Source organism: Roseateles sp. YR242 (genome assembly GCF_900109745.1).
In the GTDB taxonomy this organism is placed as follows: Bacteria; Pseudomonadota; Gammaproteobacteria; order Burkholderiales; family Burkholderiaceae_C; genus Roseateles.
In genome coordinates, this window is record NZ_FOAV01000001.1 from 664,359 (window position 1) to 690,631 (window position 26,273).

Annotated in this window: 31 protein-coding genes; 8 read left to right on the plus strand and 23 right to left on the minus strand. The window is 65.8% G+C overall.

Annotation, left to right across the window (positions count from 1 at the left end; translation table 11 throughout):
* Positions 1-266 precede the first annotated feature (266 nt).
* Positions 267-614: a hypothetical protein gene (locus BMY53_RS25310; RefSeq protein WP_143073889.1), complete on the plus strand. Its 348-nt coding sequence runs from the start codon at positions 267-269 to the stop codon at positions 612-614.
* Positions 615-694: 80 nt separating this feature from the next.
* Here BMY53_RS25310 and BMY53_RS02820 read toward each other — a convergent pair whose 3' ends face one another.
* From BMY53_RS02820 to BMY53_RS02835, 4 genes are all read right to left on the minus strand, one after another.
* The gene (locus BMY53_RS02820; protein ID WP_218151161.1) at positions 695-2,377 is read right to left on the minus strand and encodes an MFS transporter; all 1,683 of its coding nucleotides are present in this window, start codon (positions 2,375-2,377) and stop codon (positions 695-697) included.
* Positions 2,378-2,571: 194 nt separating this feature from the next.
* Positions 2,572-3,228 (minus strand): 2-hydroxychromene-2-carboxylate isomerase, encoded by a 657-nt coding sequence (locus BMY53_RS02825; protein WP_092943357.1) that lies wholly within the window; start codon positions 3,226-3,228, stop codon positions 2,572-2,574.
* Positions 3,229-3,304: 76 nt separating this feature from the next.
* A complete protein-coding gene (locus tag BMY53_RS02830) occupies positions 3,305-3,550 on the minus strand; it encodes a DUF1289 domain-containing protein (RefSeq protein ID WP_092943359.1) in 246 nt (81 codons plus the stop codon).
* Complete coding sequence (locus tag BMY53_RS02835) at positions 3,547-4,077, minus strand: YbaK/EbsC family protein (RefSeq protein ID WP_092943361.1); 531 nt, start codon at positions 4,075-4,077, stop codon at positions 3,547-3,549. Before BMY53_RS02835 ends, BMY53_RS02830 begins: the two co-directional genes overlap by 4 nt.
* A gap of 160 nt (positions 4,078-4,237) precedes the next feature.
* Between BMY53_RS02835 and BMY53_RS02840 the strand changes: the two genes are divergently transcribed.
* A complete protein-coding gene (locus BMY53_RS02840) occupies positions 4,238-4,711 on the plus strand; it encodes a thioesterase family protein (protein ID WP_092943363.1) in 474 nt (157 codons plus the stop codon).
* On the opposite strand, the gene BMY53_RS02845 is transcribed toward BMY53_RS02840, so the two are convergent.
* Genes BMY53_RS02845 through BMY53_RS02855 form a run of 3 tightly spaced genes read right to left on the minus strand, consistent with a single transcriptional unit; the run spans position 4,696 to position 7,168 of the window.
* Positions 4,696-5,448: a helix-turn-helix transcriptional regulator gene (locus tag BMY53_RS02845; protein WP_092943365.1), complete on the minus strand. Its 753-nt coding sequence runs from the start codon at positions 5,446-5,448 to the stop codon at positions 4,696-4,698. The genes BMY53_RS02840 and BMY53_RS02845 overlap by 16 nt on opposite strands.
* Positions 5,445-6,716, minus strand: coding sequence for an MFS transporter (locus BMY53_RS02850; RefSeq protein WP_092943367.1), 1,272 nt, complete (start codon positions 6,714-6,716; stop codon positions 5,445-5,447). Before BMY53_RS02850 ends, BMY53_RS02845 begins: the two co-directional genes overlap by 4 nt.
* Positions 6,713-7,168 carry a VOC family protein gene (locus BMY53_RS02855; RefSeq protein WP_092943369.1) on the minus strand — a complete coding sequence of 152 codons (456 nt, stop codon included), beginning with the start codon at positions 7,166-7,168 and terminating at the stop codon, positions 6,713-6,715. The genes BMY53_RS02850 and BMY53_RS02855 overlap by 4 nt, the downstream gene beginning before the upstream one ends.
* Before the next feature lie 167 nt (positions 7,169-7,335).
* Here BMY53_RS02855 and BMY53_RS02860 point away from each other — a divergent pair, with 167 nt between their 5' ends.
* Positions 7,336-7,752 carry a protein-tyrosine phosphatase family protein gene (locus BMY53_RS02860; protein WP_255370003.1) on the plus strand — a complete coding sequence of 139 codons (417 nt, stop codon included), beginning with the start codon at positions 7,336-7,338 and terminating at the stop codon, positions 7,750-7,752.
* A gap of 131 nt (positions 7,753-7,883) precedes the next feature.
* On the opposite strand, the gene BMY53_RS02865 is transcribed toward BMY53_RS02860, so the two are convergent.
* Positions 7,884-9,323, minus strand: coding sequence for a Gfo/Idh/MocA family protein (locus tag BMY53_RS02865; protein WP_218151162.1), 1,440 nt, complete (start codon positions 9,321-9,323; stop codon positions 7,884-7,886).
* Between the two features lie 49 nt (positions 9,324-9,372).
* On the opposite strand from BMY53_RS02865, the gene BMY53_RS02870 reads away from it, so the two are divergent.
* Together BMY53_RS02870 and BMY53_RS02875 are read left to right on the plus strand one after the other, a co-directional pair.
* On the plus strand, positions 9,373-10,161 hold the full coding sequence (locus tag BMY53_RS02870; protein ID WP_092943375.1) for a pseudouridine synthase: 789 nt from the start codon (positions 9,373-9,375) through the stop codon (positions 10,159-10,161).
* A gap of 9 nt (positions 10,162-10,170) precedes the next feature.
* Positions 10,171-11,016 carry an SDR family NAD(P)-dependent oxidoreductase gene (locus tag BMY53_RS02875; RefSeq protein WP_092943377.1) on the plus strand — a complete coding sequence of 282 codons (846 nt, stop codon included), beginning with the start codon at positions 10,171-10,173 and terminating at the stop codon, positions 11,014-11,016.
* A gap of 84 nt (positions 11,017-11,100) precedes the next feature.
* Here BMY53_RS02875 and BMY53_RS02880 read toward each other — a convergent pair whose 3' ends face one another.
* The 6 genes from BMY53_RS02880 to rpsP form a co-directional block, all read right to left on the minus strand.
* Positions 11,101-12,090 (minus strand): CobD/CbiB family protein, encoded by a 990-nt coding sequence (locus BMY53_RS02880; RefSeq protein WP_092943379.1) that lies wholly within the window; start codon positions 12,088-12,090, stop codon positions 11,101-11,103.
* Positions 12,091-12,131: 41 nt separating this feature from the next.
* On the minus strand, positions 12,132-12,860 hold the full coding sequence (locus BMY53_RS02885; protein WP_092943381.1) for an NUDIX hydrolase: 729 nt from the start codon (positions 12,858-12,860) through the stop codon (positions 12,132-12,134).
* A gap of 126 nt (positions 12,861-12,986) precedes the next feature.
* Positions 12,987-13,340 carry a 50S ribosomal protein L19 gene (gene rplS / locus BMY53_RS02890; protein WP_092943383.1) on the minus strand — a complete coding sequence of 118 codons (354 nt, stop codon included), beginning with the start codon at positions 13,338-13,340 and terminating at the stop codon, positions 12,987-12,989.
* Positions 13,341-13,573: 233 nt separating this feature from the next.
* Positions 13,574-14,419, minus strand: coding sequence for a tRNA (guanosine(37)-N1)-methyltransferase TrmD (trmD, locus tag BMY53_RS02895; RefSeq protein ID WP_092943385.1), 846 nt, complete (start codon positions 14,417-14,419; stop codon positions 13,574-13,576).
* 60 nt (positions 14,420-14,479) lie between these two features.
* On the minus strand, positions 14,480-15,097 hold the full coding sequence (gene rimM, locus BMY53_RS02900) for a ribosome maturation factor RimM (RefSeq protein ID WP_177200688.1): 618 nt from the start codon (positions 15,095-15,097) through the stop codon (positions 14,480-14,482).
* A 17-nt stretch (positions 15,098-15,114) separates the two neighbouring features.
* Positions 15,115-15,384 carry a 30S ribosomal protein S16 gene (gene rpsP / locus BMY53_RS02905; protein ID WP_092943789.1) on the minus strand — a complete coding sequence of 90 codons (270 nt, stop codon included), beginning with the start codon at positions 15,382-15,384 and terminating at the stop codon, positions 15,115-15,117.
* A gap of 287 nt (positions 15,385-15,671) precedes the next feature.
* Here rpsP and BMY53_RS02910 point away from each other — a divergent pair, with 287 nt between their 5' ends.
* Positions 15,672-16,295 carry a GNAT family N-acetyltransferase gene (locus BMY53_RS02910; RefSeq protein ID WP_092943387.1) on the plus strand — a complete coding sequence of 208 codons (624 nt, stop codon included), beginning with the start codon at positions 15,672-15,674 and terminating at the stop codon, positions 16,293-16,295.
* Complete coding sequence (locus BMY53_RS02915; RefSeq protein ID WP_092943389.1) at positions 16,292-16,765, plus strand: TM2 domain-containing protein; 474 nt, start codon at positions 16,292-16,294, stop codon at positions 16,763-16,765. Before BMY53_RS02910 ends, BMY53_RS02915 begins: the two co-directional genes overlap by 4 nt.
* 65 nt (positions 16,766-16,830) lie before the next feature.
* Here BMY53_RS02915 and BMY53_RS02920 read toward each other — a convergent pair whose 3' ends face one another.
* The 9 genes from BMY53_RS02920 to murJ form a co-directional block, all read right to left on the minus strand.
* Positions 16,831-17,841, minus strand: a complete 1,011-nt coding sequence (locus BMY53_RS02920; RefSeq protein WP_092943391.1) for an inorganic phosphate transporter — start codon at positions 17,839-17,841, stop codon at positions 16,831-16,833.
* A gap of 12 nt (positions 17,842-17,853) precedes the next feature.
* Positions 17,854-18,501 carry a DUF47 domain-containing protein gene (locus BMY53_RS02925; protein WP_092943393.1) on the minus strand — a complete coding sequence of 216 codons (648 nt, stop codon included), beginning with the start codon at positions 18,499-18,501 and terminating at the stop codon, positions 17,854-17,856.
* A gap of 180 nt (positions 18,502-18,681) precedes the next feature.
* Positions 18,682-19,035 (minus strand): DMT family protein, encoded by a 354-nt coding sequence (locus BMY53_RS02930; RefSeq protein WP_092943395.1) that lies wholly within the window; start codon positions 19,033-19,035, stop codon positions 18,682-18,684.
* Positions 19,036-19,038: 3 nt separating this feature from the next.
* Positions 19,039-19,638 carry a 2-amino-4-hydroxy-6-hydroxymethyldihydropteridine diphosphokinase gene (folK, locus tag BMY53_RS02935; protein WP_092943397.1) on the minus strand — a complete coding sequence of 200 codons (600 nt, stop codon included), beginning with the start codon at positions 19,636-19,638 and terminating at the stop codon, positions 19,039-19,041.
* 33 nt (positions 19,639-19,671) lie between these two features.
* The gene (gene pcnB / locus BMY53_RS02940; RefSeq protein WP_092943399.1) at positions 19,672-21,351 is read right to left on the minus strand and encodes a polynucleotide adenylyltransferase PcnB; all 1,680 of its coding nucleotides are present in this window, start codon (positions 21,349-21,351) and stop codon (positions 19,672-19,674) included.
* A complete protein-coding gene (locus BMY53_RS02945) occupies positions 21,348-22,016 on the minus strand; it encodes a histidinol-phosphatase (RefSeq protein ID WP_092943401.1) in 669 nt (222 codons plus the stop codon). The genes pcnB and BMY53_RS02945 overlap by 4 nt, the downstream gene beginning before the upstream one ends.
* Positions 22,017-22,036: 20 nt before the next feature.
* Positions 22,037-22,714, minus strand: a complete 678-nt coding sequence (hda, locus tag BMY53_RS02950; protein ID WP_092943791.1) for a DnaA regulatory inactivator Hda — start codon at positions 22,712-22,714, stop codon at positions 22,037-22,039.
* Positions 22,715-22,978: 264 nt separating this feature from the next.
* Positions 22,979-23,752, minus strand: coding sequence for a SirB1 family protein (locus BMY53_RS02955; RefSeq protein ID WP_092943403.1), 774 nt, complete (start codon positions 23,750-23,752; stop codon positions 22,979-22,981).
* Positions 23,753-24,064: 312 nt separating this feature from the next.
* A complete protein-coding gene (gene murJ, locus BMY53_RS02960) occupies positions 24,065-25,633 on the minus strand; it encodes a murein biosynthesis integral membrane protein MurJ (protein WP_092943405.1) in 1,569 nt (522 codons plus the stop codon).
* Positions 25,634-25,840: 207 nt separating this feature from the next.
* On the opposite strand from murJ, the gene rpsT reads away from it, so the two are divergent.
* Positions 25,841-26,137, plus strand: coding sequence for a 30S ribosomal protein S20 (gene rpsT / locus BMY53_RS02965; RefSeq protein WP_092943407.1), 297 nt, complete (start codon positions 25,841-25,843; stop codon positions 26,135-26,137).
* Positions 26,138-26,273: the final 136 nt, after the last annotated feature.

Here is a 26,273-nt window from a genome sequence, read left to right on the forward strand (position 1 = left end):
GGGTACTGAGGGGTATCGGAACCATCACTCGGTTCGAACTCGGGAGAGGGCCATGGGAAGCCAGCAAGATGCGCCATCGCGAGAGCGGGCGCAAGCAAATCGTTCGAGTCCGCTAGGGGATGCCCTGCTAAGAGGACTCTATGTGGGGGCAGCCTTGTACGTGTCGTGCTTCCTGACGCTTGCCGAGCCTGACCATTTGACCGTTACTCTTCTAGGCTTGCTGTTTCCAGCAGCCTTCATTCTTTGTGCATGGGTGAAGCGGGAGCTTGACCGTCGTCATCTCCAGGGAGATGGCGGCCAGTACCCGGAAAGGGTCGGCGCCAATGAAAGAAAACGAAATGACAGAGCTTGAACTTGACGAGATTGCCGCGGTCAGCGGTGGGATGGGCAGATCCGCCAATGGAGCAACCGGCACTACACCGGTCAACAAAGGCAGCGGTTCAAACAGCTGCACCGATGGAATCGTTGGCGGGATGGTCGGAGGATTTTTCGGGGGCTTGGCAACCGGGAACCCCATCGGTCTGTTTGGCGTGTTTGCTGGAGCAACTTTGGCCGGCGCAATCGCTGGCGGATGCTTCAACTACGCTGGTAACAGGCCCATCATGGCCAAGTAGCAGCCACCAACCAATGCATGCGCCATGAAGATCGGCCCCTCACGGGGCCGATCTTATTTTTGGCTAAATCGCCTCTGCACTCAGTCGCGAGCGTAGATATCCACGTCCTTGGTCTCACGCACGAACAGCAGCCCGATCACCAGGGTGAGCGCGGCGATGCCGATGGGATACCACAGGCCGTGATAGATGTTGCCGTTCTGCGCCACCATCGCAAAGCTGATGGACGGCAGCAGGCCGCCGAACCAGCCGTTGCCGATGTGATACGGCAGGCTCATCGAGGTGTAGCGAATGCGGGTGGGAAACAGCTCCACCAGCATGGCCGCGATCGGGCCATAGACCATGGTGACGTACAGCACCAGCAGCGTCAGGATGGCAACGGTGAGCACGGTGTTGATCTTTGCCGGATCCGCCTTGGCCGGGTAGCCGGCGGCCTTCATCGCGTCTGCCACTTCCTTCTTGAAGGCGGCAATCTTCTTGGCACTGTCTTCGTCAAACTTGTGCCCGCCCGCCGTCAACGTGGCCGACGGAGACGTGATGACACGGTCCCCGATCTTCACCAGCCCCGTGCCAGCCGGACCATCCACCGTCTCATAGGTGGCAGATGCCTGCGCCAGCGCACGCTTGGCGATGTCGCACGGCGTCACGAAGTCAACATCACGCGCCACCGGGCTGCCCTGGAACGAGCACTGGCCCGGGTCGGTCGTCAGCGTGATCTGCGCGGTGGCCTGGGCACGCGCCAGGTCAGGATTGGCCGCGTTGGTCAGCGCCTTGAACAGCGGGAAGTAAGTCAGGATGGCCAGCAGCAGGCCCGCCATGATGATGGGCTTGCGACCGATCCTGTCTGACAGCGTCCCGAAAATCACGAAGAACGGTGTGCCGATCAGCAGGGCCACCGCCACCATGATGTTGGCCGCTGCGGGGTCCACCTTCAGCACACTGGTCATGAAGAACAGCGCGTAGAACTGGCCCGTGTACCAGACCACCCCCTGACCGGCGACAAGGCCGAACAGCGCCAGCAGCACGATCTTGAGGTTCTTCCACTGGCCGAAGGATTCGGACAGCGGCGCCTTGGAGGTCTTGCCCTCGGACTTCATCTTCTGGAAGGCAGGCGATTCATTCATCGACAGTCGGATCCAGACGCTGATGCCCAGCAGCAGGATGGAGACGATGAACGGAATGCGCCAGCCCCAGGCGGCGAAGGTCGCCTCACCCAGCAGGGTGCGGGTGGAGAGGATGACAATCAGCGACAGGAACAGGCCCAGGGTCGCCGTGGTCTGGATCCACGAGGTGTAGGCGCCACGCTTGCCGTGCGGCGCATGCTCCGCCACATAGGTGGCTGCGCCGCCGTATTCACCGCCCAGTGCCAGGCCTTGCAGCAGGCGCAGCCCGACGAGGATGACCGCCGCCGCGGGGCCGATGGTGTCGTAGGTTGGCAGCACACCCACGATGAAGGTGGACAGGCCCATGATCAGGATGGTCACCAGGAAGGTGTACTTGCGACCGATCATGTCGCCCAGGCGGCCGAACACCAGCGCGCCGAAGGGGCGCACGATGAAGCCGGCCGCGAAGGCCATCAGCGAGGCGATAAATTGGGCCGTAGGATCCAGGCCGGTGAAGAACTGCTTGCCGATGATGGCGGCCAGGGAGCCGTAGAGATAGAAGTCGTACCACTCGAATACGGTGCCCAGCGACGAGGCGAAGATGACTTTCTTCTCCTCGGCGGTCATCGGTGCACTGGTGGTCACTGCACTTGCAGTTGCCATGGGGTTGTCTCCTCGATGTCACGAAGAATCACCGACCGGGGATTCTTGGTGGGCGACTATCGGGGGCGGCTCTGACCTCTGTCTGACGCGATACTTTCCGGGGGCTGACAAACCCGGTGGGAACCCTGAGGGGTTTTTTCTTGATGCGGAATTTGGGGGTGTGTGCGGTGCAGCAGAGGGTATGTCCTAGCCCGTCAACCTGCCTTGCGCGCCAGGCGCGTCATGCCCGTGGGCATAGCGGCCGCTTGCGCCCAGGCGGGGCCCTCAAACCACGCATCCCCATCCAGACAGGCCACCGCCATGTCCAGCGCATCCAGGCCCCAGAAGAGGCGGTCGCCCACAGCTACCGTCGGCACACCAAAAACGCCTCGCGCCAGCGCGTCATCCGTGGCTTGCCGCAACGCCTGTTTGACGGCATCGCTGTTGGGGTCCTGGGGCGGCGCCAGGACTGCGGTCAAGCCCTGCAACCGCTCAGGATCAACAGCATCCAGCCCGCCCTGCCAGACATGGCGGAAGACGGTCTCCACGGCGTAGCGGTTCGGCGTCTGGCTGGGTTGTGCCGTGGCCCACAACAGACGCAGGAGCGGCAGCGGATTGAAGGGATGCTCGGCCGGTAGGTCCAGCGCAATGTTGAGCTTGTGACTCAGCCACAGCACCTGCCGATAGGTCCAGTCACGCTTGTGTGGCAACTCCGCCGGGCCCTTGTGGTCCATGGCCTTGAGCACCGCGCCAAAGAGGATAGGCACATAACGGACCGCCACGCTCCGGCCGGCCAGCACCTCCGGCAGACGTTCGAAAGCCAACGCGGCGTAGGGGGAGATGGGGTCGAAATAGAAGTCGATGGTGTTCATGACAGACCTTGCCTCAGTCGTTCAGCATAGAACTACGCCGGGGCCGCAAGGCTCAGGCATCAGGGCGGCGAGAGCGTCAGCCAGCCGGCTGCGAAGCCTCGGTGACCCCATGGGTGCGCAGCAGGGTGCGACGCTCAGGCAGCAGCGCCAGGATGCGAATGCGCTCGTCGTCCCCCGCCTGGCTCCATCCAGCAATCTCCGTGATGGTCCGGGCACAGCCCCTGCACAAGCCGGTGGCGTCATGCATCTTGCAGATGTTGATGCAAGGCGAAGCCACGCGCCCTTCCGGCGTGCGAGGGATGTCCGCCAGCGGCAGGCTCATGACTGCATGACCTCCACCACGGGCGCCCCGGTCAACGCCACCAACTGCTGCGGCGTCATCTGGAAGACACCATTGGGATGACCCGCCGCGGCCCAGATGGTGTCAAAACGGAACAACGTCTCGTCAATGAACAGTTGCGGTGCGGACCAGCCCTGTGCCGGGGCAAAGCCCAAGGGCGAGACGCCCCCAATGGAGAATCCCGTGCGGGCCTTCACGAAGTCGGCATCAGCGCGGCCCAGCGGGCCGGTGTGGACCTGCAGCTTGCGCTCGTCCACGCGGCGGTCTCCAGCGGCAATGACCAGCACCGCCCCATCATCCGACTTGCGACGGAAGACCACACTCTTGGCAATCTGGCCCAAGGCCACGCCCAGGACATCCGCCGCCTCCTGCGCGCTGCGCGCGGAACTGGTCAGCCACAGCGGGTCATGCCCGTGCGCCAGGGTCTGGAGGACGGCGCGTACACGTTCAAAGCCTTCCGACCTGGGCTCGGCGATGGAAGCGGGCGAGGCTGCCGTCGTGGCACCCATCGAAGCAGTGGAAGAGGAGGAGACATTCATGCCGTGCATTGTGCCGCGATTGCCCGCAAGGCCTGCCACAGGGGCCCTCGCCACCGGTGTCGCCAAGGCGTCAGGCTCTCAGGGCCTTTCGCTATCGCGCCAGGGCCGCCGCTGCGTTAAGGTCTACGCGATGAGCGAAGTGACCAGCCCTTTTGAACCCGAATTCACCGAGAAGCTCTGCGAGATCTTCGAGCAGCTGATCAGCTTCAATCAGGTGCTGGGCCTGAAGGTGGATGCGCTGACCGAGTCCACCGCCCGGGCCCATATCCGCATGCGGCCCGAGTTGATCGGCCATTACGCCCACCAACGCATGCACGGAGGCGTGATCAGTGCGGCGCTGGACGCCATGGGCGGCCTGGCCGTGATGGCAGCCACCGGCGCGCGCCACATGAATGAGGCGCCCCAGCAGCGCCTGCAACGCTTCGGCAAGCTGGGCACCATCGATCTGCGGGTGGATTACCTGCGCCCCGCCGTCGGCGCCCTCTTCCACTGCGAAGCCGAGATCCTGCGGCTGGGCAGCCGCGTGGCCAACACCCGCATGGCCTTCACGGACGAACAGGGTCGGCTGCTGGCGGCCGGGGCGGCCGCCTACATCGTGTCCTGAACCGGCTCGCCCACCGCGCTTTCCTTGACCGAGGAGATGCGATACACACAGCGGCGAGCCCCCGCCAACAGATGCTCGCCGCGCTCCACCGTGACCGCCGGCCCCAGGCATTGGCGGAACAATGAAAGCTCCGAGCGGCAGAACCCCTGGCAACTGGTTGCGGCCGCGCAGATGGGGCAATGGTCCTCGATGAGCAACCAGTCCCGTCCCGCGCGCTCCGCACGCGCCATGTAGCCTTCCTCCGCCCGCAGCCGCGCCAGCTCGCGTACCCGTTCAGCCAGCGTGTGGCAACGCGACAGCCGGGCTTCGTAGCGACGTTCACAGTCTCGCTCACGCGCGGTGATGAGCTGGTCCAGCGCCGCATCGCCGAAGACGGCGCGCGCTTGCTGAATGAGCTGCAACGTCAGGTCGGCATGGCGGTCCGGGAAGCGGCCGTGGCCCGCCGCAGTGAGCGACCAGAGCTTTCGCGGCCGGCCCACCCGAGGCGAGGCCGGAACGTCACCGGCCCCGGGGCCCGTTGCCGGTCCGGCCGCCAGACCGGCGTCGTCATGCGTGTCGTCCCGCCCTTCTCCCCGCGCCTCCACCAGCCCCTGCAATGTCAGCCGGGCCAGCAGCTTGTGTGCGCCCATCGGTGTGATGGCACAGGCCGCTGCCAGGGTAGCCGCCGGCTGGGGCCCACGGCTCTTGAGCTCGAACAGGAGCCGGTCCTCGTTGCCGTCAGGCTGTTCGCCGCTCATGAATGTTGCCTGGCAAAGCGGATGAAACCGATGGCCGCCATCAAGCACATGCAGCCGCCCAGCAACATGATCCATCTTGCGGAGAGCATGCCCAGGCCACCGCCAATCAAGGCGATGAGCGTGTTGGAGAGGCAGAAGACCGTGGTCAGCAAACCCATCACCCGCCCCTGACCGTACGCCGCAAACCGTTCGGACATCCAGGCTGGCATCAGCGCGTTGTAGAAGGACAGCGGCACGCCCAGCAAGGGGATCAGCGCCAGCCCCGCCCACGACGGCGCAAAGCTCAACGCCAACAGCCCGAAGGCGGCCACCACGGCAAAACGGGCGGCGCGGCGCAGCGGCGTAGGCCCGGAGCCGATGCGCGCGGCCAGCATGCTGGCGGCGGTCATCGCGCCGCACTGCACCGCCGTGACGAGTGCAATGCCGCGGCTGTCCAGCCCCGCCTGCTGCAGCATCCACAGCGGCGCGAATTCATACAGCGCATTAACGCCCAGGGTGTAGGCCATCTGCAGGGCCGCCAGGTGACGCAGCACCGGGTCCGTCACCAGCAGCCCCAGCGACTGCTGGCGACGCATGGCCACGAACAGCGGCACTGGGTGGGCCAGATCGGTCTCCTCTGCATGGCGCATGGGCTTGTCGTCCGGCAGGCCCATCAGTAGCAGCACCAGACAAGGCACGAGAATGGCCGCCGAGACCACAAAGGGCACGGCCTCGCCCAGCGGCAAGGTGAGCCCGCCCAGCAAGGGGCCCACCAGCCAGCCGATGTAGAGGCTGGCGTTGAGCCAGGCGAAGCTGCGGGTGCGATCCAGCTGCGGATGCCAATCGGCCAGCAAGGCACGCACCACGGCCACATTGCCCTCCGTCAGGCCCGTGACGAAGCGGGACAACACGAACAGCGGGTAATTGCGCTGTGCCAATGCCACAGCGCTGAGGCCGTAGCTGATCAGCGTGGCGGTCAGCGTGATGCTGAGGACCCGGCGGCGGCCATAACGGTCAGACATCGGGCCCACGAACAGGCTGCCAATGAGGATGCCGGCCGGGTTCACCGCCAGCGCCAGGCCCATCAGCAACTCCGGCGGCAGGCCGGCGAAGTGGGTGAAGCTGTCCACCGGGCCACCCACGAAGATCGGCGCCAGGATGGGATAGGGCAAGGCCACGCCAGCCGTGCTCATCATCGACAAGGCGCAGACAGCCCACAGGAGCAGTTGGGGATGGCGCAGGGGCGCCTGCGGCGCGGGAGTGGAAGTCGGGGTCAGCACGGCGCTCATGGCACCTCTCGCCGCTGAGACGGGGTCATGGCGAGTGCATGCCCCGGCGGCCAGGGCGGCCCCTTGAGTTCCAGCTCATTGCCATCGGGGTCGAACAGATAGAGCGAGGGCCCTTCGCCTTCAGCGCCGTAACGTGACCCATAGCTATCCACCGTCACGCCCTGGCTCACCAACCAGTGCCGCAGCGAGGTTTCGTCCAGCGATTCCACGCGCAGGCAGAAGTGATCCACATTGCGGCCTTCCTTGCCGGGCCCCTCACCGCCCGAACGACCGATACGGCCCTCCAGCGTAACGAGGTCGATCAACTGTTCACCCGCACGCAATTGCACCAGCCCGATCTCATCCTGCCGCCGCTCGACGGTGCAACCCAGCAGGTCCACATAGAAGTGCAAGGCCGCCTGCAGGTCGCGCACGCGCAGCACCAAATGGTCGATGCCCCGGATCTTGATCATGGATGGCTCCTCGCTGTCTTGACGGCGCATCTTCTCCGAGCATCGGCAATAAATAAACAAACGGTTTATTAACACTGCGCATGGCAGGGAGACCTGACAATGGCGGCATGACCTTCCGAGCACTTCCTCTTCCCGATGACGTAAGCGGCCGGCTTTGGCTGCAATCGATGCCGGGCCGCCGAGAGTCCTGGAGCGATTTCCTGGACGAGGCGCGTCTGCGCCAACTGAATCTGGTGGTGTGCCTGAATCCGCTGGATGAGGTGGCGTTGCTCTCCCCGGCGTACCACAAGGCCATTGTGGAGGGCCGGCTGCCGTTCCGATGGATGCATGTGCCGATGTTGAATTTCGGGCTGGCATCCGAGGCGGCGGCGTTCCGGCAAGGTGTGGAGCAACTGGCGCAGGGCCTGCGACTGGGCGACCGCGCGTTGGTGCATTGCGCGGCCGGCATGGGCCGCACCGGCACGATGGGTGCTTGTGTGCTGAAGCGGCTGGGGCAGAGCGCAGAAGACGCCGTGGAGGCAGTGCGCATCGCCGGATCGAATCCGCAGTCGGCCGTGCAGTCGGGGTGGATTCAGCAGTTCTAGGGAACCTCTGCATCACTCCCGCGAGCCGAGGTGGCCCTGATTCGGGATGGGACGCAAGGCGAAAACCGCAGCCATAGCGGGCGCTATGGCGAGGATTTGCAATGCCGCGGACCGCCCGAAGCGGGGTCACATCACTCCCTTTTCCAACGACCGCGCGTGAAGTCCGGAAAGTCTTTCGCATTGCCCCGGTCCGCCACCGACTCACAGCTCAGCGGCAACACGGCCGACCACGTGGCCGCATCGTAGACATCCTGGTCCATCGGCTGGCCCTGGCGCAGGTTGTAGATCACCCGCCACAGCATCACGAAGTCCATGCCGGCGGAGCCCCCTTGCTGCGCCTGCGTGCCCAGTTGCTTCCACACGGGATGATCGAAGCGGGCAAACCAGGGATCCATCTGCGTGTCCCATTCACGGAAGGCCTCGCGGCTGCCGTTGCTCGACTGCATGATCTTCTTGCCGTCCAGCATCTCCACGGCCATGCGGTCCGGGAACCCACTGAACATGCCGTTGGTGCCCACCACCGTGCTCAGGCGCGAATAGGGGCGCGGCGTGCTGGTGTCATGCTGCAACAGGACCGTTCGGCCGGAGGCGCACTTGATCACGCTGGTGTTCACATCGCCGGTGATAAAGCGCAGGCGGCTGTGCGGGTGATTGGCCGGCAACTCGCGGTTGGCATACGCCGCCAGACCGCGCGCGTTGGAACTCTGCGAATTCAGATACTCGAAACGGTCGCCCCGGTGAATGCCGAAGTATTGGGCAATCGGCCCCAGGCCATGCGTGGGATAGAGGTTGCCGTTGTGCTGCGTATAGCGCAACGTGCGCCAGGAGCCCGGCCCGCGCTCCAGGTCCTTGAGCTGCTGGCGCAGGTCATGAAAATACGCGCCCTCGGCATGCACCAGCTCACCAAACAGACCCTGGCGGATCATGTTCAGCAGCATCATCTCCTCACGCCCGTAACAGCAGCTCTCCAGCATCATGCAATGGCGCTGGGTGGCCTCCGCCGTGTCGACCAGCAACCATGCTTCGTTGATGGTCAGCGCCGCAGGCGTCTCGATGAAGACGTGCTTGCCGGACTTCATCGCGGCCACTGCCATCGGCGTGTGCAGCTCCCACGGCGTGGCAATGATCACGGCATCCACGTCGGTGCGTGCAATCAGGCGCTCCCAGGCGCCGGAGCTGCCTGTGATGACCTCCGGGCGCGGCGCCCGCGCCTGGTTGATCAGCGCCAGGGTCTTGTCCAGTGCCTGCGGGTCGATGTCGGCAATGGCCGTGATGCGCACCCCCTCCAGGCGGCAAAGCGTCTGCGCCAGTTCGGCCCCGCGCTGCCCCACCCCAATGAGACCCACGCGAACCTCGGCCAGCGGCAACGCCTTCAGGCCCATCGCGCTTTTGTTGCCCGTGGGCAGCGGCGCCAACGGCCCGCCCGAAGCGCAGCCCGCCGCCAATGCGGTGGCCGCGCCCGTGCCAAGCAATCCGCCCAGCAGGCGGCGACGATCAGGTTGGTCGGGCCGGTCGGGCTGGTCGGGTTGATTCCATGGGCTGGTCCGGTGCTGGTCATCCATCGTGCGCATCTCCGCATCTCGTGCGGCGCGATGATACGGGCGCTACGACAATGACTGGATGTCGAACGCACTCCCTCTGATGCATGTGGACGCACAGCGCATCGTCATCAACAAGCCCGCCGGCCTGCTGGCCGTGCCCGGCCGTGGTGAGGACAAGCAGGATTGCGCCTGGGCCCGTGTGCAGGCGGTGTATCCGGACGCGCTGGTGGTCCACCGGTTGGACCAGGCCACGTCCGGCCTGCTCGTGTTTGCGCGGGGCGAGGCCATGCAGCGTGCGCTGAGTGCGGCGTTTGCGCAGCGGCAGGTGGACAAGCGGTACGAGGCCGTTGTGCACGGCCTGGTGGCGCAGGAGCAGTTCGAGATCGACCTGCCGCTGATCGCGGACTGGCCCCATCGGCCACGCCAGAAGGTCGACCACGAACACGGCAAGCCGAGCCTGACGCGGGTCAGGGTGGTGTCCCGCCATCCGGGGCTCCGCGCGGGCCACCTCGCGGACCACACCGCGGAGCACATCGCGGACCACCACGCCGCTGGCGATGGTGTGTCTCCGATGGCGACTGTCGCTGACGGCCATGCGTCTGGAAACAGCGCCGCGAGCGCTTCCTCTGGCGCCCCTGCTGCATCCGCAGACCGCACGCGCCTGTGGCTGGAACCGGTCACCGGCCGATCCCACCAGTTGCGAGTGCATTTGCTGGCTGTGGGCCATCCGATCCTGGGCGATGCGCTGTATGCGCCGCCTGATGCCCTGTCCCAGGCGCCGCGCTTGCTGCTGCATGCGCGCGACCTGACACTGCCGCCCTTGCTGGGTGAGGCAGCACTCACCCTTCATTCACCCGCTGATTTCTGAGGAGCCTTCATGGACGCCACCCTCTCGCCTCCCTCGACCATCACCCCGAGCTCGCCGGCCTCCGCCACCGAGGCGCAAGCCTCCGCAGCAGGCCGCACGCTGACCTTCATCACCGGCAGCTCACGCGGGCTGGGCGAAGCGCTGGCGCGCGAATGCCTGCAGGCCGGCCACCAGGTGATCGGCATTGCCCGGGGCCGCAGCGATGCACTGGAGGCGTTCGCTCGCCAGCACGGGCATGCGCTGCAGCAGTGGCAGGCGGATCTGTCCGAGCCCCTGGTCATTGCCCGCCACGTGGGGGACTGGCTGCGCACGCAGCCCGGAGACTGGTCGGCCGTGAACCTGGTCAACAACGCAGGGGTGATCCCCACACCCGGGCCGGTGGAGGCCACCTCGCTGGAGACCCTGTCTGGCGCATTGCGCGTGGGCCTGGAGGCCACGCTGCTGATCAGCGCGGCCTTCCTGGACGCCACCCTCGCCTGGCCTGCGGACCGCCGCATCCTGAATATTTCCTCTGGCCTGGGCCGGCGCGCGATGGCGGGGTCCGCCGTGTATTGCGCCGCCAAGGCCGGCATGGACAACCTGAGCCGGGCCATGGCGCTGGACGAAGAGGTGAAGGCGGGCCAGGGCCGGCCGTTTGCACGCGTGGTCTCCCTGGCTCCCGGCATCATCGACACCGACATGCAGGCCACCATCCGGGGCGGCTCCGCCGAGCAGTTCCCGGACCGGGACCGCTTTGTGGCCTTCAAGACCGAAGGTCAGTTGGCCAGTGCCGAGGACACGGCCCGTAAGGTGCTGAGCTATCTGTCCAGAAAAGACTTCGGCCAGCAGGTGCTGGCCGATGTACGGGACGCTTGAGCGCCTGAAGGCGGAGACGGGGACGCGCCAGGCGATGGCGCCAGCGTCTGCTCAAGTGCCTAGCCAGTGACGCCTATCCAGCGCCTATCCCAGCATGTTGGCGGCGCGCAGCAGCCCCATCAGCAGCATCCACAGCACCACCGAGCGCCACACCAGGCCCACCACACTCTGCAGGTGGCCCAACTGGGGCGGCTGCCCGCCCGTGGAGCCTTCGGCCCGGGTGGCATCCATGTCACCACCGGCCTCGAAGGTCTTGCTGCGGTCCGGTGTCACCCCCGGGGCCGCGCTGCCCCCGAGCTGCACCCCCACCGCACCTGCGGCGGCCGCGAGGATGATGCCCTCGTTGCTGTGAGCCCAGAGCGCAGCATCCCGGCGCCAGCCGTTCACTGCCTCCTCGAAGTTGCCCACGATGGCAAAGCCGGTGGCGGTCAAACGCGCCGGCACGTGATCGATGAGGCCGAACAGGCGGCGCGACAGGTGCATCAGGCGTTCGTTGGTCGGGGCGTCCAGCGTGCGGCTCTTGAAAGCCCAATAACGGCCCGCGAACTCGGCCATCCGGTACAGCACCGCACCGGCCGGGCCCAGGCCCAGCGCCGAGAACAGCACAAACCAGAAGAACACCCCAAAGACGTGGCGATGCGCAGCCAGCAGGGAGTGCTCCAGCACATGACGCAACAGTTCGGTACGCGGAAGCTCACTGGCATCCAGGTGACGCCATTCCGCCAACAGGCGGCGGGCCTCCAGTTCGTCACCGCGCTCCAGCGCGTCCCGGATGTCGGTGAAGTAGTGGCTGAACTGGCGGAAACCCAGCGTCAGGTACAGCACCAGTACATCCAGCAACAGCGACAGCACCAGGCTGTAGCGGTTGAGCAGCATCGCCAGCAGGCCGACCATCAGCGCCGGGCCCACCACGGTGATGGCCCAGACGACCGAGGCGTGGTGCGACCGGCCGGCATCGAAATTGCGCCCCGTCCAGCGCACCCAGGCAATCATGCCCTGGTGGACAGGATTGCCGTGCGGCAGAGGCTTGAGTTGCTCGCAGATCAGTGCGAGCAAGACCGCTATGAGGTTCATGGCCCGGGATGATAGCGGCCTGACACCGGACCGCGCCCGAATCAGACCAGGAGGAAACGATACAGGTTGCGCAGCATGGCGGCAGTCGCCCCCCAGATGAAGAACTCTCGATGGGGTTCGGGGGGCTCACCGTTGCTGGTTGCAAGACCTGTCCCTGTCCACGGCATGGAGAGGAACTGGCGGTGGCCGCCGTCCCAATCGACGCGGTGGCGCTGGTGGTGGGCCGGGTTCATGAGGAAGGCCAGCGGCACCTCAAAAGCCTCGGCCACCTCGAAGGCATCCAGGCGCAGCACGGCGTCCGGCCGGACCAGGGCCACCACAGGGGTCACCTCGAAAGCGGTGACGGTGCGGTAGACCGGCATCTGCCCCAGGATCTCGACGAAGGGTTCATCCAGCCCGATTTCCTCTTGCGCCTCGCGCAGCGCCGTGCGCTCGGGGGAGCCGTCTTCGGGTTCGGCGCGGCCGCCTGGGAAGCTCACCTGGCCTGCATGTTCACGCAAATGGGCTGTGCGCTGAGTGAGCAGCACGGACAAACCACCCTCGCGCCGAACCAGCGGCACCAGCACGGCGGCCTGGGCAGGCGGGCGGTCGGTGATCAGGCTGCCGTCGCCCGGGATCTCGGGATCGAAAGGGGGCGGGCGCAGAAACCGTTCACGCAGCGCCTCGGCCGTCAACCGCGCGGCCGGCACGGCCGGCAGGTGGGCATCGGTGCCGGTGACGGGCACCAGCCAGGGTTCCTTGATGGCGGGACGGTTCGGAAGCGTGGGCATGAAGATGGCGTGCAGCTCGGCGCAGTATGCCGAGAATGAAAAAACCGCTCCCGGGCGAGGCCTTGGAGCGGTTTTTTGGTTGCACAGCCCGAAGGCTGTGCGAAGGATGCTGCCGGGATCCGAGGATCAGGCCAGCTTTTCCTTGATACGTGCCGACTTGCCCGAACGTTGGCGCAGGTAGTACAGCTTGGCACGACGGACATCGCCGCGGCGCTTCACTTCGATCGAAGCGATCAGGGGGCTGTAGGTCTGGAACGTACGCTCAACGCCTTCGCCGCTGGAGATCTTGCGGACGATGAAGTTGGAGTTCAGGCCACGGTTGCGCTTGGCAATGACCACGCCTTCGTAGGCCTGCACCCGCTTGCGGGTACCTTCCACCACGTTGACGTTGACGATCACGGTGTCGCCAGGAGCGAACGCGGGGATGGTCTTGTTCAGGCGAGCAATTTCTTCTTGCTCGAGGATCTGGATCAGGTTCACAAAAAACTCCTAGTGATCGTGCCCGCGCAAATGCGTTTTATGACTGGACGGCGCCTTGGCGGCACCGGTTCCGTGTCTGGAGCGGCATGCTGGGTTCACTAAGCTTTCACTGGGCTGTAACTCAGTGATTCAGCGACTCAACATGCCCGCTCGATGAGGCCCCGAGGAATTCGGGAAGCCGGCCGGACAGAGGATCGGGGAAACGCGGGATTATAGACAGGCTTTGGAAACCGTCAAACCCGGCGCAGGCTGGCCAGGAAGGCTTCGTCCTTGCGGCTGAGCTTTCCGTCACGGCGGGCGGCCTCGATCAGCTCCGGGCGCCGCTGCTGGGTCAGGGCCAGCGAGCGCTCACGGCGCCAGCGGGCGATTTCGGCATGGTGGCCGGAGAGCAGCACCGGGGGCACCGGTTGGGCGCCGTTGGCGATGTGCAGCACTTCGGGACGGCTGTAGTGCGGGCAGTCCAGCAGGCCGTCGGAGAAGCTGTCCTGCTGGTGGGAGGCTGCATCGTTGAGCACACCCTCCTGCAACCGGGTGACCGCATCCAGCAGGGCCAGGGCCGGCAACTCGCCCCCGGAGAGCACGAAGTCGCCCAGGCTGACTTCCATGGTCACATGGCGATCCAGGAAGCGCTGGTCGATGCCTTCGTAACGGCCGCAGAGCAGGATGGCCCCCGGGCCCGCGGCCAACTCCCGAACCAGCGACTGATCCAGGTGGCGGCCAGTGGGGCTGAAATGGATCACCACTGGCGGGGCGGAATCGGTCAAGCCTGCCTCGGTCAGGCCGCGCTCGGCCTGGATGGCTGCCACCGGCTCAGTCTCACCGGTACGGGCCCGGCCACCGGCCGCGCGGTCCGCACGGACCGCGGTCATGGCGCGTTCCAGCGGCTCCACCAGCATCACCATGCCGGGGCCACCGCCGTAGGGGCGGTCATCGACACGGCGGTAATTGTCTTCAGCGTAGTCGCGCAGCGGCCAGAGGCGGACATCCACCTGCCGGCTCTCGTATGCGCGCCGCGTCACCCCCACCCGCAGGAAGGGCTCGAAGAGCTCCGGGAACAGGGTGACGACGTCAAAACGCATGGGGGTGATACGCAACGGCTCGGGTTGGCGGCGTGTTCACGCCCATCCGGCCAGCGGCGCTCAGTAGTCCAGGCCCCAGTCCACCGTAATGCGGCGGGCCGGCATGTCCACGTCGTCCACATAGGCGGACACAAACGGGATCAGGATTTCCTGTTCGGGCTTGACCGGTGCGGTCAGACCGGGCGGCACGATGCGCAGCACGCAGTGTGGGCCGGTGTCGATCAGGTCTTGCACGTCTCCCAGCGTCTGGCCTTCCCGGTTCACGACGGTCAGACCGATGAGATCGATCCAGTAGTACTCGTCGTTGTCGGTCTTGGGGAAGGTGGAGCGGGAAACAAAGATGCGCGCCCCCTTGAGCGCTTCGGCCGAGCTACGGTCCGACACGCCTTCGGCCTGGGCGACGATGCCGTCGCTGTGGTCGCGCACCGAAAGAATCTTGAGCAGCGGCGGGACGGGAGGTCCTGCCGGTGCGCCGCCTGGGCGAGGCGCACCGTTCACCCATTCGCTGGGTTTCAGGAACCAGCGGCGGGAGTTGAACAGTGCGTCGGCATCGGCGGAATGGGACAGGATCTTCATCCAGCCCTTGATGCCCCAGGCGTCGAGCACGCGCCCGACCTCGATGGCGTCCTCCGGCATGGCCGTCGACGTGTCATCGAGGGTATCAGGCGCGTTTTTCATTGACGTTTGTCGTCAGTTCAGGCGGCAGCGGCGGGAGCCACGGCAGCCTTCTTGGCCACGTCAACCAGGCGGGCGACGGAGGGCGACAGTTGAGCGCCCACGCCGACCCAGTAGGCCACGCGGTCTTGCGCCACACGCAGCGTTTCGGCAGCGCCGGAAGCCACGGGGTTGTAGAAGCCAACGCGCTCGATGAAGCGGCCGTCACGACGGTTGCGGCTGTCGGTCACGACCAGGTTGTAGAACGGACGCTTCTTGGAGCCGCCGCGGGAGAGTCGAATCACGACCATGATCAATCCTTCAGTGTTTTCTAGCGTTCCACCGCACCAGGGAGACACACAGGGGCAAGCAGATCAAGGGTAAAGTGGACCGCACGGGACGCGTGTGTGGCGTCGGTTTCCGAACGGATACTCCAGACTGGCACTGTAGATACGCCGACAGCAGCCAAGAGCCTTCTCAAGCGGGCCGCCCAAACATGGACGACCTCAACCTGGACAACCCCTAGCCCCGCACCTGTCAGCCAGCGCCAAAACCGGGCATTATAAACTCGGGTTTGACGCTTTGTCCTCCTCCCCCAATGACCACATCCCCAAGCAGTACCGCTCCTCTCGTCATTCGCCCTAGTCTGGAGGGTGATCTTGTCGCCATTCAGCAGATTTACGAGCATGCGGTGCTTCATGGCACCGGCACTTTCGAGACGGACGTTCCCGACCGTGCCGAAATGGCGCGCCGGCGCACGGAAGTCCTGAGCCGCAGCCTCCCCTATCTGGTGGCGGAGCGGGATGGGCAGGTGCTGGGCTATGCCTATGCCAACTATTTCCGTCCTCGGCTGGCCTACCGCTATTTCGTCGAGGACTCCATCTACCTGTCCCCGCAGGCGCAAGGCCAGGGTGTGGGTCGGCTGCTGTTGGCCGAGCTCATTGCCCGCTGCGAGGCGGCGGGTGCGCGCCAGATGATCGCCGTCATTGGTGACTCGCAGAACCTGGGCTCTGTTGGGGTGCATCGGAGCCTCGGTTTTGAGCAGAACGGGCTGATGAAGTCTGCTGGCTGGAAATTCGGCCGTTGGCTGGACGTGGTGCTCATGCAGCGGCAGCTTGGCGCTGGTGACACTACTTCGCCGACGGTTGCGGCGGTGCCGGCGGCCGCGGCGCCTGCGGCACCGGACGCGGCCCCCACGCCGGACCCTGCCCCCGCCGCATGACCAGCGCCGCCGGGCCAGCGGCGGAACACGCCGCCTACCGCTCCAAGACCATCGCCACCTGGCTCAGCTTTGCGCTGGGCAGCCTGGGGGTGCATCGGCTTTATCTGTACGGCTGGGGCGACCGCTGGGCTTGGGCACACCCGCTCCCCACCCTGCTTGGCCTGTATGGGGTTCACCGCATGGATGTACTGGGCCAGGATGACCGGCTGGCCTGGGTGCTGATCCCTTTGCTAGGCCTGATGGTGGCTCAGGCCATGCTGGCCGGGATCCTGTCCGGGCTGACGCCGGACGAACGCTGGAACGCGCGTCACAACGCCGGGCTGCCGCCCCGCTCGACCGCCTGGGGTCCTATTCTGGGCGTGATTGCCTGCCTGATGGTGGGTGGCGCCTGCCTGATGGCGACCATTGCCTTCTCCGCCCAGCGCTACTTTGAGTCGCAAGTAGAGGCCGCGCGCGAACTCAGCCAGTAAGCCAGAACAGCATGGCCAGCATCCCGGCGCCCGCCAACAACCCGGCCCCTCCCCCCCAGCCCCACTCAAAACACCGTGAAGCTCAACCAGTAGAACACCCCACCGATGAAGGCTGATGCTGGAATCGTGAAGATCCAGGCCCACACGATGTTCCCGGCCACTCCCCAGCGCACGGAAGAAGCTCTCTGCGTAGACCCCACGCCCACGATGGCACCTGTGATGGTGTGAGTCGTGGACACTGGAACCCCCAGCGCGGTGGCCAGGAACAGTGTGATCGCCCCGCCCGTTTCCGCGCAGAACCCACCCACCGGCTTCAGTTTCGTGATTTTCTGGCCCATCGTCCGCACGATCCGCCAGCCACCGAACATGGTGCCCATCCCGATCGCCAGATAACAGGCGCCGATCACCCACATCGGTGGCGAATGGTCCGTCGTGGACGCATAACCCGACGCGATCAACAGCATCCAGATCAGACCGATGGTCTTTTGCGCATCGTTGCCGCCGTGCCCGAGGCTGTACAGGCCGGCTGACAGCAACTGCAGCCGTCGGAACCAGTTGTCCACCCGCAGCGGTGAGCTGCGGCGGAACAGCCAGGCGACCAGCACCATCAGCAGCGAGCCCAGCAGGAAGCCCAGCAGCGGCGACACGAAAATGAACAGCACCGTCTTGCCGATGCCGCTCATGATCAACCCCTTGGTGCCCGCCTTCGCGATCGCGGCCCCGACCAGCCCACCGATCAGCGCATGCGACGAGCTCGACGGAATCCCGTAGAACCAGGTGATCACGTTCCAGGAGATGGCGCCGATCAATGCGCCGAAGATCACATGGTGATCCACGATCCCCGGGTCAATGCTGCCCTTGCCGATGGTGGCCGCCACCTTCAGCTCGAAGAAGGCCACCGCCACCACATTGAAAAACGCCGCGAACAGCACCGCCTGCTGCGGCTTCAGCACCCCCGTGGAGACCACGGTGGCGATGGAGTTCGCTGCGTCGTGGAAGCCGTTCATGAAGTCGAACAGCACGGCCAGCACCACGAGCATGGCCACGACCCAGAAGGCCACCTGCATCGTTCCCATGCCGACCCCGGATCAGGAATTCTCGAGGACGATGCCCTCGATCAGGTTGGCCACATCTTCACAGCGGTCGGAAATCGATTCCAGTTGCTCGTAGATGGCCTTCAGCTTGATCAGCTCACGCACATCCGCCTGCTCTCGGAACAGCTTGGACATGGCCGCGCGCATCACCCGGTCCGCGTCGGATTCGAGTTTGTCGATCTCCTCGCAGGTCTTGATGGCGGCTTCGGCCGTCTGCGGCTCGCTCAGCTTGGGCAGCAGCGTCACGGCATGCTGCACACGCTCGCAGCACTTGGCGGACAGGTCACCCAGACGCAGCACTTCCTCGGGGATGGTGCGCACGTCATACAGCTGCATGGTCTCGGACGAGTCCTGCAGCAGGTCCAGGATGTCGTCCATCGCGTTGATCAGGCCGTGGATCTGCTCACGGTCGATCGGCGTGATGAAGGTGCGATGCAGCAGCCGGTTCACCTCCGCCGTGATGCGGTCAGCGTGATGCTCGGCCTTGTCGACTTCAGCGGCGTACTTCTCACGCAGCGTCACGTCGTTGTAGTTCTGGATCATCAGCATGAAGGCGCGCGCACCTTCGACGATCTGAGCGCCGTGCTGGTTGAAAAGCTCGAAAAAATTGCCCTCACGGGGCAGCAGCTTGCCGAAAAACATGGGTTCTCGTCACAAATAGGTCATCGCCGTGTCACACGGCAAGCCGGCAAGTGTAGCTGCGGAGGCACGAACAGGTTGTCGGGAGACCCGCCTATCTCCCGTATTCAACGGCTTTTTGCTCAATGAACCCGTCACGACCCGGGGCTTTGCACAGCCGGGCGGCCTGCGCCCAGCGGCGCATCAGCTGCGGAAGATGAAATACACCGCCCCCATCAGGCACAGGCCGGCCCAGACGTAGTCCAGCTTGAAGGATTGGCCCATCACCAGGATGGAGAACGGCACAAACACCGCCAGGGTGATCACTTCCTGCGTGATCTTGAGTTGCGCCAGGGTGAAGCCGTTGCTGTAGCCAATACGGTTGGCCGGCACCTGCAGCAGGTATTCAAACAGCGCGATGCCCCAGCTGACCAGGGCCGCTACATACCAGGGCTTGGCGGCCAGATCCTTGAGGTGGCCATACCAGGCCACGGTCATGAACACGTTGGACAGCAGCAGCAGTCCCACCGTCTGCCAGCCGGCGGCGGTTGCGAACATGGTTCAGCTCCTTGGGGCGAAATGTAGCGGGGCGGCCTCACGCGTGATGGCCTGGTCAAGCACACCCGCCTGGTACTGGCGCAGTGGGCCCAGGCCAGGCAACAGCAAATCCGGCGCCAGCTCCAGCAGCGGCAGAACGACAAACGCACGCTGGTGCAGGCGCGGGTGCGGCAGCGTCAGGCGATCGGTGTGCAGCTGCTGGTCTTCATAGAGCAGCAGATCCAGGTCAAGCGTGCGGGGGGCATGGCGAAAGGGGCGCTCCCGGCCATGGCGCTGCTCGATGGCCAGCAAGGCGTCCAGCAGCGCCTGCGGCGCCAGTGAGGTGGCCACCGCAGCCACTGCATTGAGAAAGTCCGGGCCTTCGCAACCCACCGGGGCGCTGTGCCAGGCGCTGGAGACGGCAGTGACGCGGATGCCGGGCCAGGCCGACAGGTCCGCCAAGGCCGTCTGCAAGGCGTCGCGCAGATCGCCGAGGTTGGCGCCGAGGGCGACGAAGGCGTGGTGATCGACATGGGGGCCGATCTGTGGGCCGACCTGAAGCCCGGCCTGGCGACTGGCCGGGCCGTCGCCCTGGCCATCGCCCTGAAGCAGCGGCTGGCTCATGACTGGGTGATCTTGGCGAAGGGTGGGACCCGCTCAGGCATCCGCGCCCGAAGGCCCCGACGGACCGGCATCACCGGATCCGCTGCCACCGGCCGCCTTGGGCTTGCGGCGGCGACGGCGCTTCCGCGCGGGGTGGGCACCACGGCCAGCGCCGCCCTCGAAGTCACCCCCGGTCTCGGTGTCATCACCCTCGTCGGTGTCATCGTCGCGCGCCGCATTCGCGCCGGAGGCGTCATGCGCCTCACCGGGCGTCTGGCTGACCGCCCCACGGGCCACTTGATGCACACGGCCGCCGCCCGGCTTGGACCGGCTCTTGGGCGTGGTCTGGCGTTGCGACTCGCGCGCCTGATCCAGCAAGGCACGACGATCATCTTCGCTGCCCAGGGCGAAGTCTTCCCACCAGTCCGCCAGGGTGGCGTCCATCTCACCGGCCTCGGCACGCAAGGCCAGGAAATCGAAGCCGGCACGGTAACGCGGCTGCTCGATCAGGCGGTGCGGGCCACTGCCGGTGCGGCGCTCGAAGCGCGGCTGCATCATCCAGATTTCGCGCATGTCCGCCGCCAGCTTGCCGCGGCCGGAGATGTCGCCCACGCGGGCGTCAAAGACCAGGTCGATGGCCTGCTGCAGGGCGGGCACCGCGCCCTCCCCGCCCGCCATCAGGCGCTTCCAGCGCTGCTGGACCTCACCCCAGAGCATGCAGGCCAGCATGAAACTGGGCGCCACCGAGCGGCCTTCGGCCACCCGCTTGTCGGTATCTTCCAGCGCCAGGCGCACAAAGCGACCGTGGACGTTGTCCGGCAGCGCGCCGGTCTCGTCCAGCACAGCGTCCAGAATGGGGAAGATGCCCCGCGCCAGGCCCTGCTTGCGCAGCTCCTCCAGGCTGGCCAGGGAATGGCCGGTCTGCAGCAGCTTGATCATTTCGTCGAACATGCGCGAGAGCGGCACATTGGCCAGCAGCGCGGACATGGTGGCGATGGGCGCACGGGTCTTGGGTTCGATGGTGAAACCCAGCTTGGCGGCAAAACGCACCGCACGCAGGATGCGCACCGGGTCCTCGCGGTAGCGGGTCTCCGGGTCACCGATCATGCGCAACACCTTCTTTCGGCTGTCCGCCAGGCCGCCGTGGTAATCGACAACCAGCTCGCGCTGGGGGTCGTAATACATGGCGTTGACGGTGAAATCGCGCCGTGCAGCGTCTTCGACCTGCGGGCCCCAGACGTTGTCCCGCAGCACGCGGCCGCTGGCGTCCACCACATGGGATTTGCCCGCCAGCGCGTCCCTGGAGGTCTTTTCGTTGCCCTGCACCTGCTCGGCATCGTCCTGCGTGAGCAATGCGCGGAAGGTGGAGACCTCGATCACTTCATGCTCGCGGCCGCGGCCAAACACCACGTGCACGATGCGGAAGCGCCGGCCAATGATGAAGGCGCGGCGGAACTGGCTCTTGACCTCTTCCGGCGTGGCTTCAGTGGCGACGTCGAAGTCCTTGGGGCGACGCCCCAGCAGCAGGTCGCGCACTGCGCCACCCACGATGTAGGCCTCGAACCCGGCGTCGGTCAGGCCCTTGACGACCTTGACACCACGCTCGTCCAGCAATTCCGGGTTGATGCGGTGCTCTTCGGCCGCGATCTCGACGCGACGGCCCAGGGGCGTTGCCTTGACGGCGCCAGGGCCCTCGGCCTTGCCCAGCAGCTTGTTGATCAGTTTTTTAATCATTCGAACAACTTCAGTATCGGCCAGCCGCGCTCGCGCGCCAGCGTGTCCAGCGCCGCGCTGGGGTTGGTTGCCACCGGATGGCTGACCTGCTCCAGCAACGGCAGATCATTCATCGAGTCGCTATAGAAATGCACGCGCTCGAAGTCCTCCCAGCGCCGGCCCTGCTGCTCCAGCCACTGGTGTACCCGCACCACCTTGCCGCCCTGGAAGGACGGCACGCCGTCGATCCGGCCCGTATAACGCCCTTCGGCGTCGCGGTCCAACTGCACGGCAATCAGGTGGTCGATGCCAAAGGCCTTGGGGATCAGCTCGGTCACGAATTCGTTGGTCGCCGTCACCACCACGACCAGGTCGCCCGCGTCCAGATGGCGCTGCACCAATGCGCGCGCATTGTCGCGCAACATCGGGGTGATGACCCGCGCCATGAATTCCGCCCGGGCGGCCAGGGCTTCGGCCAGGGGGCGGGCGCGCCAGACGGAGGTGGCGAACTCGATGTATTCGTCCAGGTCGAGGTTGCCGTTCTGGTACTGCTGATAGAAGGCGTCATTGCGGGCGGCCCAGGCCTGGCCGTCCGCCCAGCCGATGTCCACCATGTAGCCGCCGAAGGCATGGTCCGAATCCTGGGGGATCAGGGTGCCGTCCAGGTCGAACAGGGTCAGGTCCACGTTGTCAGCTCCTTGGGCTCTTAATAGGCATGTGCCCCCTGGTCCGCCAGCATCTGGCGTAGCAGGGGCACGGTGACGGCGCGTTTGCTGGCCATGGCGAATTCGTCCAGGCCCTCCAGCAGCGTCATCAGGTGTTTCAGGTCCCGCGCAAAGCGGGTCAGCAGGTAATCCATGACATCGTCGCTCAGCACGAGGCCGCGACGGTCCGCATCCCGACGCAGCACGGCGCGGATCTCGGCCTCGGACAGCGGCTGCAAGCCGAAGGTCGGGCCCCAGGCCAGGCGGGTGCGGAGGTCTTCGCGCAAGGCCAGGTCCACCGGCGGCTCGGTCCCGGTAGCCACCACGGCCAGGCCCATCGTGGCCGCCTCCACAAACAACGCAAAGGCGGCGTGCTGCTGGCCGGCGTCAAAACGCTGGCAGTCATCCATCAGCAGCAGGCTTGGGTGGGCGGGCAGCTCCCAGGGCAGCGGAGTGTCCGCGTCATACCACCCCACCTGCGCGCCCGCCGCCTGCCAACGCTTGGCCAGGGCGCGCAGCACATGCGTCTTGCCGCAGCCCGGCGGGCCCCACAGGAACACGGGCGGCGCCCCGGTACCCAGCGTCAGGACGTGGGTCAGCGCCGCCACGTTCGCGCCGGTCAGCAGGTTGTCAAAGGTGTAGTCGGGCTCGGGGCCCAGCGACAGCGGAATTTGCTTCAAACGACTCAAGCCTTGGGTGGTGGGCGCGGGCCAGGAACGGCACAGCATGCTGGGCGTGCAGTCCAAACGCATGCCAGGCGTGCAGTCCGACAACATGCCGGGCGTGCGGTCAGGCCGCAGGCTGGGTGGCGGTGAACGCCGGCCCCGCCCGTCCAGAAATGACCCCAGCGGGTCACCGGGACAGCAGCTCGGATTCTAAAGGGGCGCGGGGGTCCTGCCCGGGAAGCCTCCCGCCACCGTGCAGAACGACCGCCAACCGCCCCTTCAGTGAAAGGTGGCCGGCCCGTCCCGATCGCGGATCTGCTGGACGCATTGCGCCAGCTCCGTCTTCTCCGCGTGGTCTTCCGGCAGCAGCGCCACCAGGCGTTGCTGGACCGTCAACAGGCGCGGCAGGTCGCCCTGCTCCAGGTGGATCTGCTTCAGGTTGCGCAGCATGCGTGCCAGGATCTGGCGGGGGGATGCCGTGCCCAGGAAGGAATCCAGCGACATCGGCTCGCCGGGTGCCAGTCCTGCCCGGTCCCGCCAGGGGCTGAGGAATTCATCCAGTTCGCTGCGCCCCAGCGACCGCCCGCTGAAGGGATCCAGCACCACCTCGCCCTGTGGCAGGCGCAGCTTCATGAGGAAGTGCCCGGGGAAGCTGACCCCCTTCACCCGCAGGCCGACATGGCCGGCCAGTTCCATATAGATGATGGCCAGAGTGATGGGAATGCCCCGGCGAGTGGCGAGCACTTCGTGCAGGTAGCTGTTGCTGATGGCGTAGTAATCATTGACGTTGCCCGCAAAGCCGAGCTCGCCATGGAAGTACTGGTTGAGCATGCGCAGCCGGTGGCTGGGCGGCGAGTCCGCTGGCAGGCGCCGGCGCAGACGCTCCCCCAGCCGGTCCAGCTCGGCCAGCACCTGCTGCACATCCAGGTTGGGCATGTCGTCCAGCGCGATGGCCGCTGCGGCCTCCGCCAGATTCAGACCCTCGTCATCGGCCACCAGAGTGGCGAAATAGTCGAGGGCCGACGGGACCTTCCACTGCAAGGGCAAACTCATGGTGGTGGAGTCTACCCCCGCTCGATGGGCCTAGGGCCCATCGAGCCGCCCAAGGGGGCTCGGGCCACCTTGGGGCGGCGCGGATGATGGACCCCCGGCTGTTCGGGCCTCGGGCCCGCCCATCCGCCCCCCGTGGGGGCTAAGGGCCACCTTGGGGCGGCCCGGCGGTGGCCCTCTTCGCATACCAGAGCCCCGCTTGTACGACGCTTCGCGCGTTCGGCGCGACTCAATGCATCGAGGAGCCTTGGCCGAGAGCCCCCAACGCGGAGGGGCCGGTGGGGCCGGAGGGACTCGGTGCCCCGTGAATTGGGCTCAGGCGCGGCGCATGAAGTGGCGGACCTTGATGCCGGACATCAGCAGCAGAGCAAAGTACAGCAGGGCCGACGCCCCCAGACTCACCGCCATCCAGCCCGCGCGCACCAGTTCACGCTCGCCCAGGGCAACCCAGTCAAAGTGGCGGGCCAGCCACCATTGCAGCCCCCCCATGGCCACACTCGCAATGACCACGCGCAGCGCAAACCAGAACCAGCCCGGCGCAGGCCTGTAGCTTCCCAGCTTGCGCAGGCCCCAAAGCAGCAACGCCGCGTTGATGACCGCGCCCAAACCAATGGACAACGCCAGGCCAGCCACGCCAATCTTCAACCAGAAAACAAAAACACCGTTCATCACCTGGGTCAACACCAGCACCAGTAGCGCCACACGTACCGGTGTGCGCGTGTCCAGCCGCGCGTAATAACCCGGCGCCAGAATCTTCACCCCCACCAAACCCATCAAGCCCACGCCATACCCCATCACCGCCTGAGCGGTATGGCTGACATCGGCCGCCTTGAAAGCCCCACGCTGGTAAAGAACCGCCACCAACGGCTCCGCAAAGACCAACAACGCCACCGCACAGGGCAAGGCCAGCAGCAGCACCAGGCGCAGCCCCCAATCCAGCAGATCAGAATATTGCTGCGTGTCCCCCTGCGCCTGCGCCGACGAGAGCTGCGGCGTGAGCACCACGCCCAGCGCCACCCCCAACAAAGCAATCGGAAACTCCATCAGGCGGTCCGCATAGGTCAGCCAGGAAGCCGCCCCCTCCCCCACCGAGATCGCAATCTGGGTATTGATCACCAGCGACAACTGCGCCACCGCCACCCCCACCAGGGCCGGCGCCATCTGGCGCAACACCTGGCGCACCCCCGGGTGCGCCACCGCTTCACGAAACCCGGACAGCCGCCAGCTGATATGCGGCATCAACCCCGCCCGCTTGAGCGCCGGGATCTGCACCACCAGTTGCAGCACCCCACCAATCACCACACCAATGGCCAGTGAATAGATAGGGCGATAGCCCCAATCAGCCAGCAGCGGAGAAAGCCCGTAGCCCGCCGCAATGGAGGAGAGGTTGAACAGCACAGGCGTCACCGCCGGCACCACAAAACGCTTCCAGGTATTGAGGATGCCGGCCGCCAGGGCCACCAGTGACATGCACCCGATGTAAGGGAACATCCAGCGCGTCATGGTGACGGCAGCCTCATGCGCCGACTCGTTCAGACTCGCACCCAGTGCCAGCACCAGCAGCGGCGCCACCGCCACCCCCACAACACAGGTCACCAGTTGCACCCACACCAGCACGGTGGACACCGCATTCATCAGGCCATGGGTCGCCTCATCACCATCGCGCGCCCGCGCAGCAGCCAACGCCGGCACAAAGGCCTGCGAGAACGCGCCCTCGGCAAACAGGCGGCGGAACATGTTGGGAATGCGGAACGCCACCTGATAGGCGTCGGTCAGCGCATTGGCGCCAAACAGCGCCGCGATCATCTGCTCCCGGACCAGCCCCGTGATCCGGGACATCAAGGTGAAAACCGACACCACCGAGGCGGTACGCAACAGGTTCATGAGTGATCTGACGTGCCCCGGGCGGAAACAACAGTGGACATATGTCACGGCAGCAACCAGGCCGCGCCACGGCCGTCCGCCGTCGTATTGCCCCTGGGCCGAGAATGGGGACGGCGCATTATCAGCCTGCCTTTGGTCAGCTCCCTTTGATTTTCACTGGCGCACTGCTATACTCTTCGTCTTTGCACCATCTGGACACTCAAGACAATGGCAAGCTCTTCCAAAGCCAAGAAGAAAACCGTGCGTCTGGCCTCGGGCCGTAAGCGCGCACGTCAAGACGTCAAGCTGAACGCCGCCAACACGGCGCTGCGTTCCAAGTTCCGCACGGTCATCAAGAACGTGCAAAAGGCGATCGTCACTGGCGACAAGGCCAAGGCCGCCGACCTGTTCAAGGTTGCCCAACCCGTGATCGATTCGGTCGCTGACAAGGGCATCTTCCACAAGAACAAGGCAGCTCGCCATAAGAGCCGCCTGTCCGCCAAGATCAAGGCGCTGGCCGCCTGATAGCGACAACCAGCTCTGGTGCAAATAAAAGCCCGCTCCGGCGGGCTTTTTCAATGGGGCCCGCTTCGTGGCGGGTCTTCTCATTGAAGACTCGCCCAGCCCACATGCCGACACACGGCTCAAAAAAGGCCCGCTA

Coding starts and splice junctions, on each gene's coding strand:
- BMY53_RS02820 (WP_218151161.1), bottom strand. CDS start 2,377: ATGGCAACTGCAAGTGCAGTGACCACCAGTGCACCGATGACCGCCGAG.
- BMY53_RS02825 (WP_092943357.1), bottom strand. CDS start 3,228: ATGAACACCATCGACTTCTATTTCGACCCCATCTCCCCCTACGCCGCG.
- BMY53_RS02830 (WP_092943359.1), bottom strand. CDS start 3,550: ATGAGCCTGCCGCTGGCGGACATCCCTCGCACGCCGGAAGGGCGCGTG.
- BMY53_RS02835 (WP_092943361.1), bottom strand. CDS start 4,077: ATGGGTGCCACGACGGCAGCCTCGCCCGCTTCCATCGCCGAGCCCAGG.
- BMY53_RS02840 (WP_092943363.1), top strand. CDS start 4,238: ATGAGCGAAGTGACCAGCCCTTTTGAACCCGAATTCACCGAGAAGCTC.
- BMY53_RS02845 (WP_092943365.1), bottom strand. CDS start 5,448: ATGAGCGGCGAACAGCCTGACGGCAACGAGGACCGGCTCCTGTTCGAG.
- BMY53_RS02850 (WP_092943367.1), bottom strand. CDS start 6,716: ATGAGCGCCGTGCTGACCCCGACTTCCACTCCCGCGCCGCAGGCGCCC.
- BMY53_RS02855 (WP_092943369.1), bottom strand. CDS start 7,168: ATGATCAAGATCCGGGGCATCGACCATTTGGTGCTGCGCGTGCGCGAC.
- BMY53_RS02860 (WP_255370003.1), top strand. CDS start 7,336: ATGCCGGGCCGCCGAGAGTCCTGGAGCGATTTCCTGGACGAGGCGCGT.
- BMY53_RS02865 (WP_218151162.1), bottom strand. CDS start 9,323: ATGCGCACGATGGATGACCAGCACCGGACCAGCCCATGGAATCAACCC.
- BMY53_RS02870 (WP_092943375.1), top strand. CDS start 9,373: ATGTCGAACGCACTCCCTCTGATGCATGTGGACGCACAGCGCATCGTC.
- BMY53_RS02875 (WP_092943377.1), top strand. CDS start 10,171: ATGGACGCCACCCTCTCGCCTCCCTCGACCATCACCCCGAGCTCGCCG.
- BMY53_RS02880 (WP_092943379.1), bottom strand. CDS start 12,090: ATGAACCTCATAGCGGTCTTGCTCGCACTGATCTGCGAGCAACTCAAG.
- BMY53_RS02885 (WP_092943381.1), bottom strand. CDS start 12,860: ATGCCCACGCTTCCGAACCGTCCCGCCATCAAGGAACCCTGGCTGGTG.
- trmD (WP_092943385.1), bottom strand. CDS start 14,419: ATGCGTTTTGACGTCGTCACCCTGTTCCCGGAGCTCTTCGAGCCCTTC.
- rimM (WP_177200688.1), bottom strand. CDS start 15,097: ATGAAAAACGCGCCTGATACCCTCGATGACACGTCGACGGCCATGCCG.
- rpsP (WP_092943789.1), bottom strand. CDS start 15,384: ATGGTCGTGATTCGACTCTCCCGCGGCGGCTCCAAGAAGCGTCCGTTC.
- BMY53_RS02910 (WP_092943387.1), top strand. CDS start 15,672: ATGACCACATCCCCAAGCAGTACCGCTCCTCTCGTCATTCGCCCTAGT.
- BMY53_RS02915 (WP_092943389.1), top strand. CDS start 16,292: ATGACCAGCGCCGCCGGGCCAGCGGCGGAACACGCCGCCTACCGCTCC.
- BMY53_RS02920 (WP_092943391.1), bottom strand. CDS start 17,841: ATGGGAACGATGCAGGTGGCCTTCTGGGTCGTGGCCATGCTCGTGGTG.
- BMY53_RS02925 (WP_092943393.1), bottom strand. CDS start 18,501: ATGTTTTTCGGCAAGCTGCTGCCCCGTGAGGGCAATTTTTTCGAGCTT.
- BMY53_RS02930 (WP_092943395.1), bottom strand. CDS start 19,035: ATGTTCGCAACCGCCGCCGGCTGGCAGACGGTGGGACTGCTGCTGCTG.
- folK (WP_092943397.1), bottom strand. CDS start 19,638: ATGAGCCAGCCGCTGCTTCAGGGCGATGGCCAGGGCGACGGCCCGGCC.
- pcnB (WP_092943399.1), bottom strand. CDS start 21,351: ATGATTAAAAAACTGATCAACAAGCTGCTGGGCAAGGCCGAGGGCCCT.
- BMY53_RS02955 (WP_092943403.1), bottom strand. CDS start 23,752: ATGAGTTTGCCCTTGCAGTGGAAGGTCCCGTCGGCCCTCGACTATTTC.
- murJ (WP_092943405.1), bottom strand. CDS start 25,633: ATGAACCTGTTGCGTACCGCCTCGGTGGTGTCGGTTTTCACCTTGATG.
- rpsT (WP_092943407.1), top strand. CDS start 25,841: ATGGCAAGCTCTTCCAAAGCCAAGAAGAAAACCGTGCGTCTGGCCTCG.